17 protein-coding genes and 2 tRNA genes are annotated in these 19,790 nt (G+C 65.7%); 14 read left to right on the forward strand and 5 right to left on the reverse strand.

Translation table 11 applies throughout. The annotated features are described in order from the left end of the window. Positions 1-91 precede the first annotated feature (91 nt). From ACYQ0R_RS13700 to ACYQ0R_RS13720, 5 genes are all read left to right on the forward strand, one after another. Complete coding sequence (locus ACYQ0R_RS13700) at positions 92-910, forward strand: lycopene cyclase domain-containing protein (protein ID WP_459824793.1); 819 nt, start codon at positions 92-94, stop codon at positions 908-910. Further along, the gene (locus tag ACYQ0R_RS13705; protein ID WP_459824796.1) at positions 903-1,994 is read left to right on the forward strand and encodes a Brp/Blh family beta-carotene 15,15'-dioxygenase; all 1,092 of its coding nucleotides are present in this window, start codon (positions 903-905) and stop codon (positions 1,992-1,994) included. The genes ACYQ0R_RS13700 and ACYQ0R_RS13705 overlap by 8 nt, the downstream gene beginning before the upstream one ends. 26 nt (positions 1,995-2,020) lie before the next feature. Continuing rightward, positions 2,021-2,698 (forward strand): uracil phosphoribosyltransferase, encoded by a 678-nt coding sequence (upp, locus tag ACYQ0R_RS13710; RefSeq protein WP_459824799.1) that lies wholly within the window; start codon positions 2,021-2,023, stop codon positions 2,696-2,698. A 47-nt stretch (positions 2,699-2,745) separates the two neighbouring features. After that, a complete protein-coding gene (locus tag ACYQ0R_RS13715) occupies positions 2,746-2,970 on the forward strand; it encodes a DUF7569 family protein (protein WP_459824801.1) in 225 nt (74 codons plus the stop codon). A gap of 128 nt (positions 2,971-3,098) precedes the next feature. Further along, on the forward strand, positions 3,099-3,986 hold the full coding sequence (locus ACYQ0R_RS13720; RefSeq protein WP_459824803.1) for a YkgJ family cysteine cluster protein: 888 nt from the start codon (positions 3,099-3,101) through the stop codon (positions 3,984-3,986). An 89-nt stretch (positions 3,987-4,075) separates the two neighbouring features. Here the strand turns inward: ACYQ0R_RS13720 and ACYQ0R_RS13725 are convergent, their stop codons facing one another. Beyond that, entirely contained in the window at positions 4,076-4,912 is an 837-nt protein-coding gene (locus ACYQ0R_RS13725) for a PHP domain-containing protein (protein WP_459824805.1), read from the reverse strand. A 180-nt stretch (positions 4,913-5,092) separates the two neighbouring features. Here ACYQ0R_RS13725 and ACYQ0R_RS13730 point away from each other — a divergent pair, with 180 nt between their 5' ends. Beyond that, a complete protein-coding gene (locus tag ACYQ0R_RS13730) occupies positions 5,093-5,365 on the forward strand; it encodes a DUF5789 family protein (protein ID WP_459824808.1) in 273 nt (90 codons plus the stop codon). A 70-nt stretch (positions 5,366-5,435) separates the two neighbouring features. Here ACYQ0R_RS13730 and ACYQ0R_RS13735 read toward each other — a convergent pair whose 3' ends face one another. Next, positions 5,436-6,164: an RAD55 family ATPase gene (locus ACYQ0R_RS13735; protein WP_459824811.1), complete on the reverse strand. Its 729-nt coding sequence runs from the start codon at positions 6,162-6,164 to the stop codon at positions 5,436-5,438. Between the two features lie 199 nt (positions 6,165-6,363). Between ACYQ0R_RS13735 and ACYQ0R_RS13740 the strand changes: the two genes are divergently transcribed. Beyond that, complete coding sequence (locus ACYQ0R_RS13740; protein WP_459824813.1) at positions 6,364-6,927, forward strand: HalX domain-containing protein; 564 nt, start codon at positions 6,364-6,366, stop codon at positions 6,925-6,927. Between the two features lie 77 nt (positions 6,928-7,004). Here ACYQ0R_RS13740 and recJ read toward each other — a convergent pair whose 3' ends face one another. The 3 genes from recJ to ACYQ0R_RS13755 form a co-directional block, all read right to left on the reverse strand. Next, positions 7,005-8,426 (reverse strand): RecJ family nuclease, encoded by a 1,422-nt coding sequence (recJ, locus tag ACYQ0R_RS13745; RefSeq protein ID WP_459824816.1) that lies wholly within the window; start codon positions 8,424-8,426, stop codon positions 7,005-7,007. A gap of 224 nt (positions 8,427-8,650) precedes the next feature. Next, positions 8,651-8,723: transfer RNA gene (locus tag ACYQ0R_RS13750), tRNA-Asp, on the reverse strand. Positions 8,724-8,753: 30 nt separating this feature from the next. Then, positions 8,754-8,826: transfer RNA gene (locus ACYQ0R_RS13755), tRNA-Asp, on the reverse strand. Positions 8,827-9,061: 235 nt separating this feature from the next. On the opposite strand from ACYQ0R_RS13755, the gene ACYQ0R_RS13760 reads away from it, so the two are divergent. The 7 genes from ACYQ0R_RS13760 (at position 9,062) to ACYQ0R_RS13790 (ending at position 19,631) form a co-directional block, all read left to right on the forward strand. Beyond that, positions 9,062-9,292 carry a DNA-directed RNA polymerase subunit H gene (locus ACYQ0R_RS13760; protein WP_459824818.1) on the forward strand — a complete coding sequence of 77 codons (231 nt, stop codon included), beginning with the start codon at positions 9,062-9,064 and terminating at the stop codon, positions 9,290-9,292. Next, positions 9,289-10,854: a DNA-directed RNA polymerase subunit B'' gene (locus tag ACYQ0R_RS13765; RefSeq protein WP_459824820.1), complete on the forward strand. Its 1,566-nt coding sequence runs from the start codon at positions 9,289-9,291 to the stop codon at positions 10,852-10,854. The genes ACYQ0R_RS13760 and ACYQ0R_RS13765 overlap by 4 nt, the downstream gene beginning before the upstream one ends. A 1-nt stretch (position 10,855) precedes the next feature. Further along, complete coding sequence (rpoB, locus tag ACYQ0R_RS13770) at positions 10,856-12,685, forward strand: DNA-directed RNA polymerase subunit B (protein WP_459824822.1); 1,830 nt, start codon at positions 10,856-10,858, stop codon at positions 12,683-12,685. Continuing rightward, positions 12,686-15,619 carry a DNA-directed RNA polymerase subunit A' gene (locus ACYQ0R_RS13775; RefSeq protein ID WP_459824825.1) on the forward strand — a complete coding sequence of 978 codons (2,934 nt, stop codon included), beginning with the start codon at positions 12,686-12,688 and terminating at the stop codon, positions 15,617-15,619. A gap of 22 nt (positions 15,620-15,641) precedes the next feature. After that, positions 15,642-18,356 carry a DNA-directed RNA polymerase subunit A'' gene (locus ACYQ0R_RS13780; protein WP_459825783.1) on the forward strand — a complete coding sequence of 905 codons (2,715 nt, stop codon included), beginning with the start codon at positions 15,642-15,644 and terminating at the stop codon, positions 18,354-18,356. Next, positions 18,356-18,775, forward strand: a complete 420-nt coding sequence (locus ACYQ0R_RS13785) for a NusA-like transcription termination signal-binding factor (protein ID WP_459824828.1) — start codon at positions 18,356-18,358, stop codon at positions 18,773-18,775. The genes ACYQ0R_RS13780 and ACYQ0R_RS13785 overlap by 1 nt, the downstream gene beginning before the upstream one ends. Positions 18,776-18,857: 82 nt before the next feature. Then, positions 18,858-19,631 carry a hypothetical protein gene (locus ACYQ0R_RS13790; RefSeq protein ID WP_459824831.1) on the forward strand — a complete coding sequence of 258 codons (774 nt, stop codon included), beginning with the start codon at positions 18,858-18,860 and terminating at the stop codon, positions 19,629-19,631. Positions 19,632-19,790 lie beyond the last annotated feature (159 nt).

Consider the following 19,790-nt stretch of genomic DNA (forward strand, 5'->3'; position numbering starts at 1 on the left):
AGCGACCGGCAGCACCTGACAGCGTCGGGTCAATCCTTAATCGATGGGCGAGCGAAGGATGGAGTATGGCGACGGGAGATGGGGTGATACAATGCTACCGACGTTGACGTATCTGCAGTTTCATCTCGTTTTTAGCCTGCCGCCGCTCGCGTTGCTCTGGTACGTCGCTCCCCGATACGACCGGACGCGACGGCGGAGAGCGACCGCAGGGATCGCGATACTCGTCGCGATCGCATACACGTACACCACGCCGTGGATCAGCTACATGATCCAGCGGGGCACGTGGTGGTATGCCGACGGGGCGGTGTTGGTCCGAGCGCTATCGATCCCGCTCGGCGAGTATCTGTACTTCGCCATCCAGACGCTCATCGTCGCGTTCGCGCTGCACCGAATCGGCTTCGATCCGACGTATCGCGAGGGGGACTTCGCCCGCGGACCGAGGATCGGCGGTGTTGTCGTCGGGCTCGCGCTCGTCGCGGTCGGGCTGTGGTTGGTCTCGCTCGACGCCTCCTATCTGTATCTCGGCGGACTCATCGCGTGGGTTGGGCCCGTGCTGGCGCTGCAGTGGGCGGTCGGCGGCGGATACCTGATCCGAACGCCACGGGTATGGGTGACGGCGACGCTCGTGCCGTCAGCGTACTTCTGGGTCGTCGATCGGATCGCGATCGAGATGGGAACGTGGGTGATATCCCCGGAGTTCACTACGGGAGTCACGCCGCTCGGCCTCCCGATCGAGGAGGCTCTGTTTTTCGCGTCGGCGAGCCTGATGACGATCAACGGACTCGTTCTGTTCGAGTGGGTGCTCGACTGGAACGATCGGCGACGCGCGGAGGGGACGTCCCTCGTCGACTCGCTCGACCCGACGACTGCCGAGCCGACGGAAAGTGGGGTCGAGGCCAGTGATGGATGAGCAGTCGCCCGTCTCCGCAGCGGCAGGACGGGTCGACCGACTGTTCGCGCTGTATCCGGCGGTCGCGCTCGCCCTGTTGCTCCCGATCGGTGCGGTAACCCCTCTGTTTCCGGTGGAGCTCGGCGTCGTGGTGTTCGCGCTCGGAACGCTGGTGATCGGGATGGCACACGGTGCGGTCGACCATCTCGTCCCCCTGCGTGCGAGCGAGGTCTCGCTGCGACGCTCGGTCGTCGTCGTCTCCGTCATCTATGCCGTGCTCGGCGGGGCAGTCGTCGCCGCGTTCTTTCTCGACCCGGTCGCGGCGTTCGTCGGATTCATCGCTCTCACCTGGATCCACTGGGGGCAGGGTGACGTCGCCGCGCTTCGCGTCGCCGGCGTCGACCACCTGCGGACCGTCGGCGACCGACTGCTTGCGCTGTTCGTCCGCGGCGGCTTACCGATGGGTGTCCCGTTGCTGTCACATCCCGGCGAGTATCGGCTCGTCGCGGAGTGGATCGTGGGGCTGTTCGTCGCCGACGCCACGGCCGCGGCCGCGGCCGTCGATCCGGTGTTCACACCGACGACGCGTGCGGGCGTCGGAATCGCCATGGGCGTTGCGACTCTCGCTGCGGTCGGTGTCGGCGGACTTCGAGTTCGCCGACAGGGTGCCGATCGACGTGGATGGCTTCGGGACACGGGCGAGATCGGGGTCCTGTGGGCGTGGTTTCTGCTCGCGGCCCCCGTGTTCGCGATCGGCGTGTACTTCGCGGGCTGGCACGCGCTTCGACACGTCGGGCGACTCCTGCTCGTCGACGACCGCGCCACGATCGCCCTTGCGAACCGAGAGACCGGAGTCGCGCTCCGACGATTCGCTCGCGACGCCGCACCGCTGACGCTTGGGGGGTTCGCCGTGGTGGCCGCAGTGGCAGCGATAGCACCGGCCGGCGTCGCCGAGGCGGGCGACCTGCTCGCGGCCTCGCTCGTCGCCATCGCGGCGATGACCCTCCCGCACGTCGCCGTCGTCGCGTGGCTCGACCTGCGACAGGGGGTGTGGCGGTCGGAAGGCTCCGCGGAGAGTCGCGACGCCCGCTCCGTCCGGTTTTAAGTCAGCGGCGGACCGCCTCTGTGACGATGACGATCGAAGACCGCGACGACGCGTATCTGATCACGCACGCGCTGGCGAAGGACACGCTCTCGCGACTCCGGGACGTCGAAACCGAGCAGGTCGCGTTCAGAAAGGGGCTTGTCAAGCTCGGCCGGATCTGCGGCTACGAGATCATCGACGGCGCGATGGAGACGGAGTACGTCCCCGTCGAAACGCCGCTCGAGGAGACGACCGGCGAGCGCGTGAAGGGGCTCGACGACGTCGTCATCGTCAACGTGCTTCGCGCGGCGACGCCGTTCGTCGAGGGGCTTTTAAAAGCGTTCCCGCGAGCGAAACAGGGTGTCATCTCCGCCGGTCGGGACGAGGAGGCAGGGATGAACGCGGACGGCGAGTTTCCGATCACCATCGACTACGTGAAGCTGCCGGAGATCCGCGAGGAAGACACCGTCATCGTCGCCGATCCGATGCTTGCGACCGGCTCGACGATCTGTGCCGTCCTGGACCACATCGTCGACGAAGCGACCACCTACGAGAACCTGTTCGTGCTTTCGGCCGTATCAGCCCCCGACGGTCTCGTCCGAGTCGGCGAGGCGTTCCCGGATGCCGACCTGCTCACCGTCGCCATTGACGACCATCTCAACGAGGAGGGGTTCATCGTTCCCGGACTCGGCGACGCGGGCGACCGTGCGTTTCGGACGACGTGACGTCGACGTCCGCGTACTTTTAAGAGCCGCCGCCGCGACGAGTCGGTATGAGCGAGGCGGCGACGAACGAGCCCTGTGACGCCTGCGGGGAGCCGACGACGGACGCGCTCGCGAGAACCGTCAGGCTGAGCGTCGACCGAGCGAACATCGACACACAGCGGCTCTGCCCCGAGTGTTTCGCCGACTGGATCCAGCGGTATCAGACGGAGATGGGTACCGGAACCGACGACGAGACGAGCGGCGGGTCGGACTCCGAGATCATCGTCGACTGATCGGTGACGACGGCCACGTCGTCGAAACTGCCGTCGACGATACCGACCCGTCGCCAGTGGAGAAACGTCGAGGGGCGTAGACGCCTCGCGGGTGTCTCTTTTTAGCGTTCGTGCCCATGGATCACACGATGGAGCTTCGGTGTGAGGGCTGTGCGGGATGTTGTGTCGACTGGCGACCGGTCGACCCGGAAGCCGCCGGATCGGGAGACCGAACGGGTCGACGGCCGGCGCTGGACGACACGTACGACCTCGTTCCCCTGACTTGCGACGAGATCGCCGACTTGCTGGACCGCGGCCTCGGCGACGTGCTCGTCCCTCGCCTGTTCGAGGCGGCACCCGACGACGACGCGGTGACGATCGATGGAGTCGAGCTCGCAGCGCTCCGCGGGCGGCCGGTGTTCGTCGTCGGATTGTGCAAGCCGCCGAAGCCGGTCGCACCGGTCGGTACCGAAACCGCCCGCTGGCTCGACACCTGCGTCTTTCTCGATCCGACGACGCTGCAGTGTCGAATCTACGGCGACGAGGAGTACCCACGGAGCTGTGCGGTGTATCCCGGACGAAACCTGGAGCTCGGCGTCGAAACGGAGTGCGAGCGGGTCGAGGCGGCCGGTGGCGGCGACCGACTGCTTGACGCCGCAGTCCCGGAGGATCTACCGCCACCGGCGTTCGGCCCGCAGGCGATCGGGGCGACAGTGTTCGCGTATCCCGACCCGGACGAACTCGACGGCGTCGTCGACCGACTCCGCGCCGCCCGCGCGAGCGATGACGACCGGGCACGGTTCGTGGGGGCGGCCGTCGGTTCACGCCCGGGCTCGTCGGCGGTCGACCGCGAGCGAATGTCGACCGCCCGCGAGCGCGCACGAAACGCGGACTCGTGGGGAGGCCGGGCGACCGCCGCGTGGCGCGAGCGCGCGGGGTCGAAAGGTGAGTCTGTTGATCTCGACCCCCCTGACCGCGAACGACTCGTCCACCGACTCGAGGACGACGCGGGTGCCCCCGGAACGCCGGGATGGTGAACTACCTCGGGACAAGCCCCGAGGCACTCGCCTTGCGTATCTGTAGACTGGTCGGGGCGTGCCGACCGGCTCAGGGCGTGCCGACCGGCTCAGGGCGTGTCGACCGGGTCCGGAAGCCGCGCACGCACCGGGCGAAGCGCCTCTCGTGTCAGTCCCGCCGTTCCGAGCGTCCGGTCGTGGGCATCGCTCCCGCCCGTGCGGAGAAGGTCGGCTGCGTCGGCGGCTCGGTCGACGCGCTCGGCGTCGACGTCTCGGCCGTACGGGTACCAGCGTTCGACCGCATCCAGACGCGTGGCGACCTCGAGGGCGGCGTCGACGTCGGCGTAGCGGAACGGATGCGCGAGACCGACGATCGCAGACGCCTCACGGAGGAGTTCGACGCCCTGATCCAGCGGCGTCACCTGGCGGGCGACGTAACAGGGACCGTCGTCGCCGATCAGCTCGTCGAAGGCGTCCTCGTAGTCGTACGGAGCCGAGGAGTCGTCGATCGCGCGAGCGATGTGCGGTCGGCCGAGCCCGGGACGCGGCTCGACGTCGAGGTCGATGCCGAGTCGCGCCTCGACGCGGGAGAGTATTCGCGCACCACGCTCCCGACGGTCCGCCTGGAGGCGAGCGAGCTCCGCGTCCAGCGGGTCGGTGTGTCGAACGGCGTACCCGAGGAGGTCGATCCGCTCGAATCCCGCGTCGACGCGGAGCTCGATACCCCGTACGATCCGGACACCGTCACGGGTAACGACCGGCGCATCGAGGCCCGGATGGATCCGGTCGTGGTCGGTGACGGCGATCCAGTCGATCCCGGCCTCGCGAGCGGCCGAGGGGAGTTCGTCGATCGTGGCGGTTCCGTCGGAGACGGTCGTGTGTGTGTGGAGATCCGCCACGATCGATCCGTTCCCGTCAATCCCGTCGGACGGCGAGCGGGTGTCCATACGCGTTGGCGGAGCGGCTCGCACAAATCGCCGACGGTTCGAGCGGCGGTGCCGCGACCCGCAGGGGCAACCGGAGTGTGATGTGGAAACGATCGTCAATTAAGGACCTATAAGGCATATGCTCCGGCTAAGGTCATACATGGACAATCATTAAGAACCTGCGGCGGTTCCATACCGATGATGCGCTTGAACGGCATTGACGACCGGCTCGAACGGCACCAGTACCCGGCAACTTCGGACGAGATAATCGCGGCTCACGGGAACGCGACCGTAGAGCTCGCGGACGGATCCGAGCGCCTCGGCGACGTGCTGGCGCGGTTCGGCGAGCAGACCTTCGACCGTCCGGACGAGGTGTTCGACACCGTCCGAGCCGGCGTCTGCCACCGTGCGATCGGCCGCCGGTTCTACTCGGACCGAGATCCGACGACCGACGCCCAGCCCGTCTCGTTCTGACGGCGGACTCGGATCTGCTTTCGGCTACCACAACCGACGAGCAGCTCGTCGGTTCGAGATCGTCGACGGATTAGAAGGACGGCTCGTCCGATCGTCCCATCATCGAGAAGCCGCCGGCCCGCTCGTGGACGGTGATCCCCCCGTCTCCGATCTCCATGGGAAAAATATCCGCGTCGATCTCCTGTTTGCGCATCTTCGCGACCCAGACGTACCGGTTGACACCGGAGTCCGTCGGCGTCTGGATGAAGTAGATGTTCCCGTCCGTGAGGAAGTTCTCGAGGCCCACTTCAGTATCCGGAAACACCGCACCCTGTTCGTTTATCAGCAGCGAGGTGAGCCCGTTCGCCTTGAGAATGTCGGAGAACTTCAGCAGATACGTCCGCTCCTCCTGTTCGTCCTCGAAGAACAGCTGAAACATCGACAGCGAGTCGAGAACGAGCCGGTCGAAATCGCCGTCCTCGATCGTGTCGAGTAGCCGATCGACAGCCGTCGAGAAATCAGCCTCCCGAAGCATCTGTCGCTTGTCGAGGATCGCGATCCGTCCGTCGTCAACGAGCTGGCCGAACTCCTCGAATCCGACCGACTCGGCAGCCGCACGGATATCAGCCTCATCCTCCTCGAAGGAGACGTACACCCCTTGTTCGTCGTGCTCTGTGACGCCGGTGTACAGATACTGGATTCCGAAGATGCTTTTTCCGGTTCCCGGATTGCCCGAAACGAGCACCGTCGACTGCTTCGTGATTCCGCCGGAGAGGATCGAATCGAGGCCCTCGACCCCCGTAGAGACGAGCGTTGACATTCGTCCGACGTTTAGCAGCGATGGTATATAAAAGACCAGCCGTTCCGGTGACGACGGACGGCGACACGTCGACGTAGCTGTGACGCGACGGCGTCGTACCACCGTCATTGTCGTGCGTCGATAGCTTTATTCATCAACACGCCGGAAGTCGTTCGTATGCGCGGTGAAGCGTCGTCCGTCGAACAGACGGTGATCGGCGGTGAGTGAGACTACCGTACTCATCGTCGAGGATGAGCCGGACATCGCTGCGCTGTACGCCGGCTTCCTCGAAGAGCGGTACGACGTCCTCGTCGCCGAGACGACGACTGAGGCAGTCGAACTCGCCGACGAAACGCTCGATGCAGTGCTGCTCGACCGTCGTCTCCCCGACGGGAGCGGCGATGACGTGCTCGAATACATCCGCGAGGAGGGGTTCGACTGCCGCGTCGCGATGGTGACGGCGGTCGAGCCGGACTACGACATCATCGATATGGGGTTCGATCTGTATCTGACCAAACCCGTGAGCAGAGACGGCCTGCTCACCGCCATGGAAACGCTGTTGACGCGCACCGAGTACGACGATCTTCTCCAGCGAGCCGCGTCGCTCGCCAGCAAGCGCGCGGTGCTCGAATCGGAGAAGCCGACCGCCCATCTCGAGAACAACGAGTCGTACGAGGAGCTACTCGAACGGCTCGACGAGCTCGACGCCGACATCGACGACCTCGGCGAGGCGTTCTCGGCGGACGACTATCGCGCGATGTTCCGCGACATCGGCGAGGTGTAGCGCTCGACGACGGCCCGTAGCGCCGAGACGACGGCCCGTAGCGCCGAGACGACGGCCCGGACCGTGACGAGAGCGCCTCACGATAGCTGCTTTCCGACGAGTTCGTCGGCCGCCGCGAGAAACGCGTCCCGTTCGGCACGGGGGATCGTCGCGCCCGCCGCGACGTCGTGACCGCCGCCGTCGCCGCCGACGGCGCGGCTCGCTTCGCCCATCACGACGGACAGATCGAGCCCCTGACGAACGAGTCGATGGGAGCCGCGTGCGGACACCTTCAGCTCCGTCGCGTTCTCCTCGGCGAACGCGATCACGGGTTTCGACCGGTCGACTGCTGGCGAGCCGATCGCCATGCCGGCGACGATCCCGACGATCGTCTCGCGGATCCGCGATCCGGCGTCGAACCACTGGAGGTGTGTCTCGTGGGTGACGCCCTCGTTTTTGACCCACTGTAGCCCCTCCGAGAGGTTTCGACGATGGTTTCGGAGGAGGCTACGAGCCTCCGCGAGCGCGACGTCCCGCTCGCCGAGACACACCGCGAGTCCGACGTCCGCCCGCTCGTATCTTGCGGTGGCGTTCAACAGCGTCGAGAACTCGCTGACGTCGCGAAGCTCGGTTCCCGGCTCCTCGTCGACGAGCGTGTACGACGTGCCGACGAGCGCCTCGATCCGGTCGGCGGGAACGCCGGACGCGACTGCGCGTTGCATCAGCGCCGAGACGAGGGTCCGACGCTCCTCGGCGTCCAGATCGACCCACCGTCGCCAGTCGCCGTCGGTTTTCAACTCGAGATCGAGATCCGACAGGAAGCGGACCGCGCCGGCTTCGTCGTTTGATATTCCAGGTATCTGTACGTCGGAGGCGTACTCTAGGAGCTTCGGAAGCGGCCGCGTCTGTCGGCCGTAGAGATCCAGATCCGTCCGGCTTTCGAGCACGTCGACCGCGACGCCGTCGGCGACGATCGCCTCGTTCGCGCCGACGAGCCCACCGCCGGAGTCCTGCATGTCGCCGACCGCGCCGACGACCGCGAGCCCCGCCAGATCGCGATTGTCATCGCCAGACCCCTCGAGCGCTCGCGCGAGCACGTAGCTCGCGCCCGCGCCGGAGAGCTCGCTCGCGCCGTTGATCCCCTCGAGCAGGGGGTTGAGGTGGAACTCGGTGTCGGCGTCCGCGGGCTGGTGATGGTCGGCGATGACGGGGACGAAGTCGCCGGCGGCCTCGCGGGCGGCGATCGCGTCGAGCTGCCCGGAGCCGAAGTCGGTGAAAAGCACCGTCTCGTACTCGCGGGCGGCGATCCCGGCGATCGCCTCGTCGTCGAGCTGTTTTTCGAAGACGACCTCGTGGTCGATCCCGGCCCGCGCGAGTGCGCTCGACGCGATCGCGGCGCTCGTGAGCCCGTCGGCGTCGATGTGGGACGCGAGCAGTACCCGGTCGGCGTCACGAAGGCGGTTCGCACACGCACGCGCACGATCGGCGAGGTCGGGAACCGGTGGATCGGCGACGGCCATCACGGGAACGTGGCGCGTCATCGCGGTTAAACCCACGCTTCGGGTCGGCGTCAGCATCCGTCGCCGAGTTGTTCGTCGAAAACGCCCGGAGCGGGATTTGAACCCCGGTCGTTCCGCTCGTTCCACTCGCTTCACTCCCTGATTCAAATCCCTTCGTCTGCGTTCGTCGACGCCGGACTCACTCGTCGCCATCGCTCCTCGTTCGTAGTCGGCGTCGACGGAAGCGCCCGGAGCGGGATTTGAACCCGCGTCACGACCGTGACAGGGTCGTATGATGGGCCACTACACCATCCGGGCAGACAGCAGCGTCGGCCCCGAAATCGGGGACGCCCGGAGCGGGATTTGAACCCGCGTCACGACCGTGACAGGGTCGTATGATGGGCCACTACACCATCCGGGCTGACTGCAATCGTTCGTACCCGTGTCTGGCAAATAAGGCTTGTCATCGTCGGCGAGGATGTGAGCCGGTCACAGTCCCGATACGCTTTTGGGTTCGGATATCGTGGGCTACGATGACGCACGCCCTGCCGGTACCGACAGCCGTGCGCGGCGGACGCGCTTGACAAGCCTTATTTGGGTGGCCTCGCTAATCGGCTGTAGTATCTCGTGATAGCTTCTTTCAATCACCACCACCCATGGTAGACGTAAGCCAACACGAACTCGTCCCGGACCACATCCTCCTTGACGATCCCGAGGAGGTCGAGGAGGTTCTGGCGGAGTACAACGTGACGAAAACGAACCTGCCGAAGATCAAGCGTACGGACCCCGCCGTCCCCGATGCGGCCGAAGTCGGCGACGTCGTGAAGATCGTACGAAACTCCCGAACGACCGATCAGGCGGTCGTGTTCCGACTCGTCGTCTCATGAACAGGCAAGACCGACGCGTGGTATCACGCGAGTACTTCTCGGATGACCGGCTCGCAGAACACCATTTCCGCTCGTTCAACAACTTCCTGGACCGCGGCATGCAGGAAGTCGTCGACGAGAAGGAGACGATAGACACGGACATCGGCGACAAGGAGGGCCAAGAGCCAGTGTACGTCGAACTCGGCGACGTGCGGATGGTCACGCCCCGCGTCCGTGAGGCCGACGGCTCCGAGGAGCTGTTGTATCCCCAGGAGGCGCGGCTCCGGAACATCACCTACTCGGCACCCGTGTTCATGGAGATGTCCATCGTCCGCGGCGGCGAGGAGGAGCCGGAGACCGTCGTCGACTCCACGGAGACGAAGGTCGGCCGAATGCCGATCATGGTCGGCTCGAACAAGTGCAACATGGCCGGCTTCTCCGACGAGGAGCTGATCGACATCGGCGAGGACCCCGTCGACCCCGGCGGCTACTTCATCGTCAACGGCTCCGAGCGCGTGCTGATGACCAGCGAGGACCTCGCGCCGAACAAGATCCTCGCCGAGTACGACTCGAAGTACGGCGACGAGATCCAGGTCGCGAAGACGTTCTCCCAGCGTCGTGGCTATCGGGCACTGGTGCTGTGTGAGCGCAACCGCGAGGGGCTACTGGAGGTGTCGTTCCCCTCCGTCTCCGGCTCGATCGACTTCGTCACGCTCGTGCGCGCGCTCGGGCTCGAGTCCGATGAGGAGATCGTCCACCGCGTGAGCGACGACCCCGAGATCGTGAAGTTCATGCTGGAGAACTTAGAGGAGGCGTCGGTGCAGACCACCGAGGAGGCGATCGAGACGCTCGGCGAACGCGTCGCCTCCGGCCAAGGGAAAAACTACCAGCTGAAGCGGGCGAACTACGTGATCGACCGCTACCTCCTCCCGCACCTCCACGAGGAGGGCGTCGACGAGGAGGACGTCCGGATCAACAAGGCGTACTACCTCTGTCGGATGGCCGAGGCGTGTTTCGAGCTCGCCCTGGAGCGCCGCGAGGCGGACGACAAGGACCACTACGCGAACAAGCGTCTGAAGGTGTCCGGCGACCTGATGCGTGACCTGTTCCGCACCGCGTTGAACAAGCTGGCACGCGACGTGAAATACCAGCTCGAGCGCGCCAACATGCGCAACCGGCAGCTCACGGTCAACACGGTGGTTCGCTCCGACGTGTTGACCGAGCGGCTCGAACACCCGATCGCGACGGGTAACTGGGTCGGCGGGCGTTCCGGCGTCTCACAGCTCGTCGATCGGACGGACTACATGGGCGTTCTCTCACACCTGCGTCGTCTGCGGTCGCCGTTGTCGCGCTCGCAGCCGCATTTCGAGGCGCGTGACCTCCACGCGACCCAGTGGGGTCGTATCTGCCCCTCCGAAACGCCGGAGGGACCGAACTGCGGACTCGTGAAGAACTTCGCACAGGCGATGGAGCTGTCACAGAACATCGAGGACGAACAGGGGCTGAAACGAGAACTGGCGTCGATGGGTGTCGAGGGGATCCCCGGCATCGAGGGCGTCGAACGACAGACGGCGGACGATTAACATGGCTACAGCAGAACGCGAAGCGAAAGTGTACGTCAACGGGAGTCTCGTCGGGACCCATCCGGACCCGAACGAGCTCGCGGCACAGATCCGGGAGGCGCGCCGCCGCGGCGACGTCTCCGAGATGGTGAACGTCTCGGTGAAGGAACGCACCCGCGAAGTGATCGTCAACGCGGACGCCGGGCGAGCGCGGCGTCCACTCATCGTCGTCGAGAACGGCGAACCGCTTCTCGGCGACGAGGAGATCGGCGCCGTCGAGCGCGGCGAGATCGAGTTCGAGGACCTCGTCGAGCGCGGCTACGTCGAGTTCATCGACGCCGAGGAGGAAGAAGACATCTACGTCGCCGTCGACGAGGCGGACGTCACCGACGACCACACCCACCTCGAGATCGACCCGCAGCTCGTGTTCGGCATCGGCGCGGGGATGATCCCGTACCCCGAGCACAACGCGAGCCCCCGGATCACGATGGGTGCGGGGATGATGAAGCAGTCGCTGGGGCTACCGTCCGCGAACTACCGGATCCGGCCCGACACGCGCCAGCATCTGATGCACTACCCGCAGCTGGCGATGGTGAAAACCCAGACGACCGAACAGATCAACTTCGACGAGCGACCGGCGGCACAGAACTTCGTCGTCGCCGTCATGTCCTACGAGGGGTTCAACATCGAGGACGCGCTGGTGATGAACCAGGGGTCGGTCGACCGCGCGCTCGCGCGCTCGCATTTCTTCCGAACGTACGAGGGTGAGGAGCGACGCTACCCCGGCGGTCAGGAGGACCGCTTCGAGATCCCCTCACAGGACGTCCGCGGCGCACGCGGCGAGGACGCGTACACCCATCTCGACGAGGACGGGCTCGTCAACCCGGAGACGAAGGTCGACGAGTCGTCGGTGCTGCTGGGGAAGACGAGCCCGCCGCGCTTCCTCGAGGAGCCAGACGACATGGGCGGACTCTCCCCGCAGAAGCGTCGCGAGACGTCGGTGACGATGCGCTCGGGCGAGTCCGGCGTCGTCGACACCGTCACGCTGATGGAGGGTGAGGACGGCTCGAAGCTCTCGAAGGTGAAGGTGCGCGATCAGCGCGTGCCGGAGCTGGGCGACAAGTTCGCGTCCCGCCACGGACAGAAGGGGGTCGTCGGCCACCTCGCGCCCCAGGAGGACATGCCGTTCACCGAGGAGGGCGTCGTCCCGGACCTCGTGCTCAATCCGCACGCGCTCCCCTCGCGGATGACCGTCGGCCACGTCCTGGAGATGCTCGGCGGGAAGGTCGGCTCGCTGCGCGGGTCGCGGGTCGACGGCACCCCGTTCCAGGGCGAAGACGAGGCGGAGCTCCGCGACGGACTAGAGGAGCACGGGTTCAAATCCTCCGGCAAGGAGGTGATGTACTCCGGCGTCACCGGCGAGAAGATCGACGCGGAGATCTTCGTCGGGACGATCTTTTACCACAAGCTGTACCACATGGTGTCGAACAAGCTCCACGCCCGGTCGCGCGGTCCGGTGCAGGTGCTCACGCGCCAGCCGACCGAGGGGCGAGCCCGGGAGGGCGGCCTTCGTGTCGGGGAGATGGAGCGCGACACGATCATCGGCCACGGCGCGTCGATGGTGCTCAACGAGCGGCTCCTGGAGTCGTCGGACGCCGAAACGGTCCACGTCTCCGCGAAGACGGGGCTCGTCGCCGTCGAGGACCGCGAGCAGCGCCGCGTGTACGACCCGGTCACCGGGGACGAGGACGACATCCACGAGCTCGAGGTGAGCTACGCGTTCAAGCTGCTCCTCGACGAGATGATCGCCTTAGGAATTCGACCGCGACTCGAACTGGAGGACGCGATTTAAATGTCACTACAAACACCGAAAGTGCTCGGCGGCATCGACTTCGGCCTCATGGACCCGGAGACGTACCGGGACATGTCGGCGACGAAGGTTATCACCGCGGACACGTACGACGACGACGGCTATCCGATCGATATGGGGTTGATGGATCCGCGGCTCGGCGTCATCGATCCCGGACTGGAGTGTCGGACCTGTGGCTCACACTCCGGCTCCTGTAACGGTCACTTCGGCCACATCGAACTGGCCGCACCCGTGATCCACGTCGGGTTCACGAAGCTCATTCGGCGACTGCTCCGGTCGACGTGTCGCGAGTGCGGACGGCTTGCGCTCGACGAGCGACAGCGCGAGGAGTTCCGAGAGCGATACGAGCGCGCCAAGGAGCTCGGCGACGACCCCCACGACGTGCTGAAGGCGGCCGTCCGGCAGGCACGGAAGGCGAGCACCTGTCCGTTCTGTGGCGAGCCGCAGGCGGACATCAAACACGAGAAGCCGACGACGTACTACGAGGTACAGGACGTCCTCTCTGGCGACTACTCCGAGCGCATCGCGGCCGCGATGCAGCCCGACGAGGAGGCTGACGACCCCGGAACCTCGCCACGGGAGCTGGCGGACGAGACGGGGATCGCACTGGACCGGATCAACCAGATCATGGCCGGCGAGTTCCGCCCGCGCAAGGAGGACCGCCGCGCGGTCGAGTCGGCGCTCGACGTCGACCTCACCGAGGAGGATATGAACAAGCTGATGCCCTCGGATATCCGCGACTGGTTCGAGGACATCCCGGACGAGGATCTTGAGGTGCTCGGCATCGACGCCGAGAACTCGCGGCCGGAGTGGATGATCATGACGGTGCTACCCGTCCCGCCGGTGACGACGCGACCGTCGATCACGCTGGACAACGGGCAGCGATCGGAAGACGATCTGACGCACAAGCTCGTCGACATCATCCGGATCAATCAGCGATTCATGGAGAACCGCGAGGCCGGCGCACCACAGCTCATCATCGAGGACCTCTGGGAGCTGCTCCAGTACCACGTCACCACGTTCGTGGACAACGAGATCTCCGGGACGCCGCCCGCACGCCACCGCTCCGGACGACCTCTCAAGACCCTCTCCCAGCGCCTGAAAGGCAAGGAGGGTCGCTTCCGCGGGTCGCTGTCCGGGAAGCGCGTCAACTTCTCCGCACGGACCGTCATCTCGCCGGACCCGACGCTGAGTCTGAACGAGGTCGGCGTGCCGGATCGCGTCGCCACGGAGATGACGCAGACGCTCAACGTGACCGAGCGGAACGTCGAGGAGGCGCGCCAGTACGTTCGGAACGGCCCAGAGAGCCATCCGGGCGCGAACTACGTGCGTCGCCCCGACGGGCGTCGGCTAAAGGTGACCGAGAAGAACTGCGAAGAGCTCGCCGAGAAGATCGAGCCGGACTGGGAGGTGAATCGCCACCTCGTCGACGGCGACATCGTGATCTTCAACCGGCAGCCCTCGCTGCACCGGATGTCGATCATGGCCCACGAGGTCGTCGTGATGCCGTATAAGACGTTCCGGCTCAACACCGTCGTCTGTCCGCCGTACAACGCCGACTTCGACGGCGACGAGATGAACATGCACGCGCTTCAGAACGAGGAGGCACGCGCCGAGGCGCGCGTGCTCATGCGCGTCCAAGAGCAGATCCTGAGCCCCCGGTTCGGCGGAAACATCATCGGAGCCATCCAGGACCACATCTCCGGGACGTACCTGCTCACGCACTCGAATCCCGAGTTCACCGAGACGCAGGCGCTCGACCTGCTCCGTGCGACGCGAGTCGACGAGCTCCCCGAACCGAACGGCGTGAACGAGGACGGTAACGAGTTCTGGACCGGTCGAACCCTGTTCTCCGAGTTGCTGCCCGACGACCTCTCGCTGGAGTTCACCTCCTCGACGGGCGACGTCGTCCGTATCGAGGACGGGCAGCTAGTCGAGGGGACGATCGACGAGGACGCGGTCGGCGCGTTCGGCGGCGAGGTCGTCGACACGCTCACGAAGGTGTACGGTGAGACGCGAGCGCGCGTGTTCATCAACGAGATCGCGGCGCTGGCGATGCGAGCGATCATGCATTTCGGCTTCTCGATCGGGATCGACGACGAGTCGATCCCGCCGGAGGCGGAGCGGCAGGTCGACGAGGCGATCGAGAACGCGTACGACCGGGTCGAGGAGCTGATCGAGACGTACCGAGCGGGCGAGCTCGAGTCGCTCCCCGGGCGGAGCGTCGACGAGACGCTGGAGATGAAGATCATGCAGACGCTCGGAAAGGCCCGAGACTCCGCGGGTGAGATCGCGGATCAGCACTTCGGCGACGACAACCCGGCGGTCGTGATGGCCCGGTCGGGTGCGCGTGGGTCGATGCTGAACCTCACGCAGATGGCCGGCTCCGTGGGCCAGCAGGCGGTTCGCGGCGAGCGGATCAACCGCGGCTACGAGGACCGGACGCTCTCGCATTACAAACCCCACGACCTCTCAGCGGAGGCGCACGGGTTCGTGGAGAACTCCTATCGCGGCGGACTCACGCCGGAGGAGTTCTTCTTCCACGCGATGGGCGGCCGCGAGGGGCTCGTCGACACGGCGGTCCGGACCTCGAAGTCCGGCTACCTCCAGCGGCGGCTCATCAACGCGCTCTCCGAACTGGAAGCACAGTACGACGGAACGGTTCGTGACACGTCGGGCACGATCATCCAGTTCGAGTTCGGCGAGGACGGCACCTCGCCGGTGAAGGTGTCCTCCGGCGAGGGAGACGGCATCGACATCGACGGGATCGCCGACCGCGTCCTGCAGGCGGAGTTCGACTCCGCCGCGGAGAAGGAGCGCTTCCTCGGCGAGCGCGCGCCGCCGACGAACCTCTCGGAGCACGCCGGACCCGGCCTGAACAAGGCCGGCGGCCTGGAGGTGGAATCAGATGACTGAGTACGAACACGTAACGGACGACATGGAGGCGGTGGTGGAGTCGACGGAGCTCCCGACGCGGCTGAAAACGCAGGTGTACGAGACGATCGAGGCGAAAGCCGAGGAGTACGGCGGCGTCACGATCGAACACGTGACGGATATCGCGACGGGCGTCGAGAACCGATACATCGAGACCCGGGTTGACCCGTTGGACCCCGTCGGGACCGTTTCTGCACAGTCGATCGGTGAACCGGGGACGCAGATGAGTGTCCCCTACGACGAGCGCGTCGTTATCCGGCAAAACGGGAAGACGGATACCGTCGAGATAGGCGCGCTGGTCGACGACGTCGTTGATTCCAGTGAGAGTCGTTCCGTCGGCGATCACGAGGTCGCCCTCTCGCCGGACGGATTAGAGACGCTCAGCCTGTCCGACGACGAACGCGTTCGCTGGAAGGACGTTGAAGAAGTGAGTCGCCACGAGACGCCGGACGAACTCCTCCGGTTCGAGCTCGAATCGGGACGGACGATTAGGGCGACGAAGGCCCACTCGTTCGTTACCCGGCGCGACAACGAGGTCGTCCCGGTCGCCGGCGACGACCTCAAGGCCGGCGACTGGTTGCCGGTGGTCGCCTCTTTCGACGGAGGCGAAACCGATCAGATCGACCTCCGCGAGTATCTGCCCGCGAGCGAGTACTGGTACACGTCGACACTCACCGACGGCGGTGTCGACACCGCTCCCGTGGGAGAAGATCAGCTCCGAAACAAGCGAGACGCCCTCGAATCGGGACGGATCGACGAGGACACCGTCTATCCGACCGGCGGGACGGTCGGATTACCCGAGCGCTTCCCGCTCGACACGGAGACCGGATTCTTCGTCGGTGCGTGGCTCGCCGAGGGGTCGCTGGCGGAGCACTACGTCTCCGTCTCGAATGTCGACGAGACGTTCCAAGACGGCGTCCGTGCGTTCGCCGACCGGTTCGATCTCTCGGTGAACGAGTACGAGAACGACAGCGGGTTCGCCCGCGGCTACGACGTTCGCGTGAACGGGACGATCCTCGCAGACTTCCTCCGTGCCGCGTGCGTGGAGAACGGCCAGAAGGTCGTTCCCGGCTTCGCGTTCGGCGCGACGGACGCCTTCGTCCGCGGATTGCTCCGTGGATACTTCAGCGGCGACGGAAACGTCGCGGAAGGCGCAGTTCGGTCCAGTTCGACGAGTGACCGACTCACCGCCGGCATCGCGCTGTTGCTCGCGCGGTTCGACGTGTATGCGACGCTCGGCGAACAGGATTCGTCGCGGACGCTCCGCGTGCCGAAGAAGCACGTCGGCCGCTTCGCGGAACGGATCGGGATGGTCGGCGAGCGTGGGGACGAACTCGACGCTACCGCGGCCGACATCGACGAGGGCGGCCCGGACGCGACGGACCAGATTCCAAACTTCGGCGACACGCTCCGTGAGGTCGCGTCCGATGCTGGCATTCCGAGCCGTCAGGTGAACGCCGCGTCGAAGCGACAGCGGATAGGTCGGAGTCGGCTCGGTCGGCTCGTTGCGGAGGCCGACGAGGCCGGTGTCGACTCCAAGTCGCTCGCGGAACTCCGTCAGGCAGTCGACGGTGACGTCGTGTGGGACCGCATCGAGTCGGTTGATATCGTCGAGAGCGACCACGAGCACGTGTACGACTTCTCCGTCGAGGGGCTCGAGACGTTCACCACCGCGGAGGGTATAGTCACACACAACACGATGAACACCTTCCACTACGCTGGCGTTGCAGAGATCGACGTCACGCAGGGGCTCCCGCGGCTCATCGAGCTGGTGGACGCCCGGAAAACGCCGGACACGCCGATGATGACCGTCCATCTCGAGGGCGAGTACGCGACGAACCGCGAGAAAGCCCACGAGGTCGTCTGGTCGATCGAGTCGACGCGCATCCTCGCGCTCGGGGACGTCTCGACGAACGTCGCGGATATGCTCGTCCGGATCGACCTCAACGACGACACCCTGTTGGAGCGGTGGCCGACGTACGCGGACCCATCGGAGATCGCGGAACGCATCGCCGAGACGATCGAGGACGCGCTCGACGTGGACACCCGCCAGTCGGGAACGGTGATCGAGTTCGGCCCCAGCGAACCGAGCTACCGCGAGCTCTTACAGCTGGTCGAACGCCTTCGCGAGATCGTGTTCAAGGGGATAGAGGAGATCGAACGCGTCGTGATCCGGAAAGAGGAGATCGACGGCGAAGAGCAGTTCGTCCTCTACACCGAGGGCTCCGCGTTCGGAGACGTTCTCGACATCGAGGGTGTCGACGCCTCACGGACGACGTGTAACAACATCCACGAGATCTATCGGAACCTCGGCGTCGAGGCGGCCCGCGAGACGATCATCGACGAGACGAAGAACACGCTCGAAGAGCAGGGGCTCGACGATGTGAACGTCCGACATCTCATGCTCGTCGCGGACATCATGACGAACAACGGTGAGATCGAATCCATCGGTCGACACGGTATCTCCGGATCGAAGGATTCGGTGCTCGCGCGCGCTGCGTTCGAGGTGACGGTGAATCACCTACTCGAAGCCGCGATCCACGGCGAATACGACGAGCTCGACGGCGTCATCGAGAACGTCATCGCCGGCAAGCCGATCTCGCTCGGAACGGGTGACGTCGACCTTCGGATGGGGTCGCGGATGCTCGGCGACGGCGGCGACACGTCCGATGATGCGACCACCGACGGCGGAACGCCCGTCGACGAACGGACCGACTGATGCGCGTCGAGCTCTCCGACGAGGCACGCCGGTACATCGGCCGGTTCGACGAGTTGACCGACGTCGCCCCGAAGGACTGCCTCGTGGAGAGTGACCGGCTCGTGTTTCTCGTTCCGGCCGGCGAGATGGCCGCCGCGATCGGACAGGACGGGGCAACGGTCGCGGCGGCCGAGCGGGAGCTTGGCAGATCGATCGAGCTGGTCGAGGACGCCGACACCCCGGAGGCGTTCGTGGCGAGCGCGCTCGCTCCGGCGGCAGTGAACGCCGTCACCGTCTCCGAGCAGAACGACCGCGTCGCGTACGTCGAGGTTGCTGAACCGGACCGCGGCGTCGCGATCGGTGCGGACGGACGAAACATCGAGACGGCGAGGACGCTTGCGAAGCGTCATCACGATATCGACGACATTCAGCTCACGTAGCCGGCGGCAGTCGACTGCCGTGGATGGTTACTGCAGCCACGAACCCGCGCTCCTTTTCACGCCCCGTCTCGTTCCGTCGGCCATGAACATGCAGCGCCGGCGACTGCTCGCCGGGTTCGGCGTCGGACTCGGCGGATTGGCGGGCTGTAGCGCTCCGACGGGTGACGGACAGTCCGGTATCACGGACGTCGAATGGCTCGACGGCGACGATCTGGAGGCGGAGGTGCTGGCGGACCGCCACGCCGAAGCCCTCGTCGACGCCGGAAGCTTCGAGCTGTTCTCGACGGCCGACACCGAACACGCCGGTGACGAACGGCCGAGCCCGTGGCTCCCTTCACAGGAGTACGAAGCCCGGTTCGATGCCGATCTGGGAAGACAGTATCTCAGACAGGAGTCCACCGAGACGAGCGAACGGGACGTTTTCGAGCTCTACATCGACGGAGAAGAGGGGTTCATTCGCGAGCAAGTCGGTGGCGACGTCTCGACGGACAGACGGACGGTCGAGCGATCGGATCAGCAGTTTCGTGAGGCGATGCGAGAGGAGTCGTTGGCCGGCGTCGGCGGCGTCGGCGGCTGGAACATGACCGTCGACGACCGGACCGCCGAGTCCGGTGGCGAACCGGCGGTTCGGCTCGTCGCCGACGCGTTCGAGGGAGCCACGGACGTTCCCGAGGAAGTCGTCTCCGCGGAGGCGACGATGCACGTCAGAGCGGCCGGCGTCGTTGCGAGTCTCGAACAGCGGTGGGACGGGGTCCATCGAGGACAGGACGCCGTCGTCGATATCGACCTCGCGTTCCGAGGAATCGGCGAAACGGCTGTCGAGGAGCCGGACTGGGTGGACGAGCTCCGGGAGTAGCCGGGAACGGACGGAAACGACGGATTCTCGGCGCGGCTTATCGGCTCAGCGGGCGTGAGCGGTCGCGGATCGAGGAGAAAACGCGCTCAGATCACTGGATGACTACCTCTCGACGGATCTGAGGCCGTTTCTCGGGAGAGAAAAAGGGATGCTTAAGTA

Source organism: Halorubrum luteum (genome assembly GCF_054652935.1).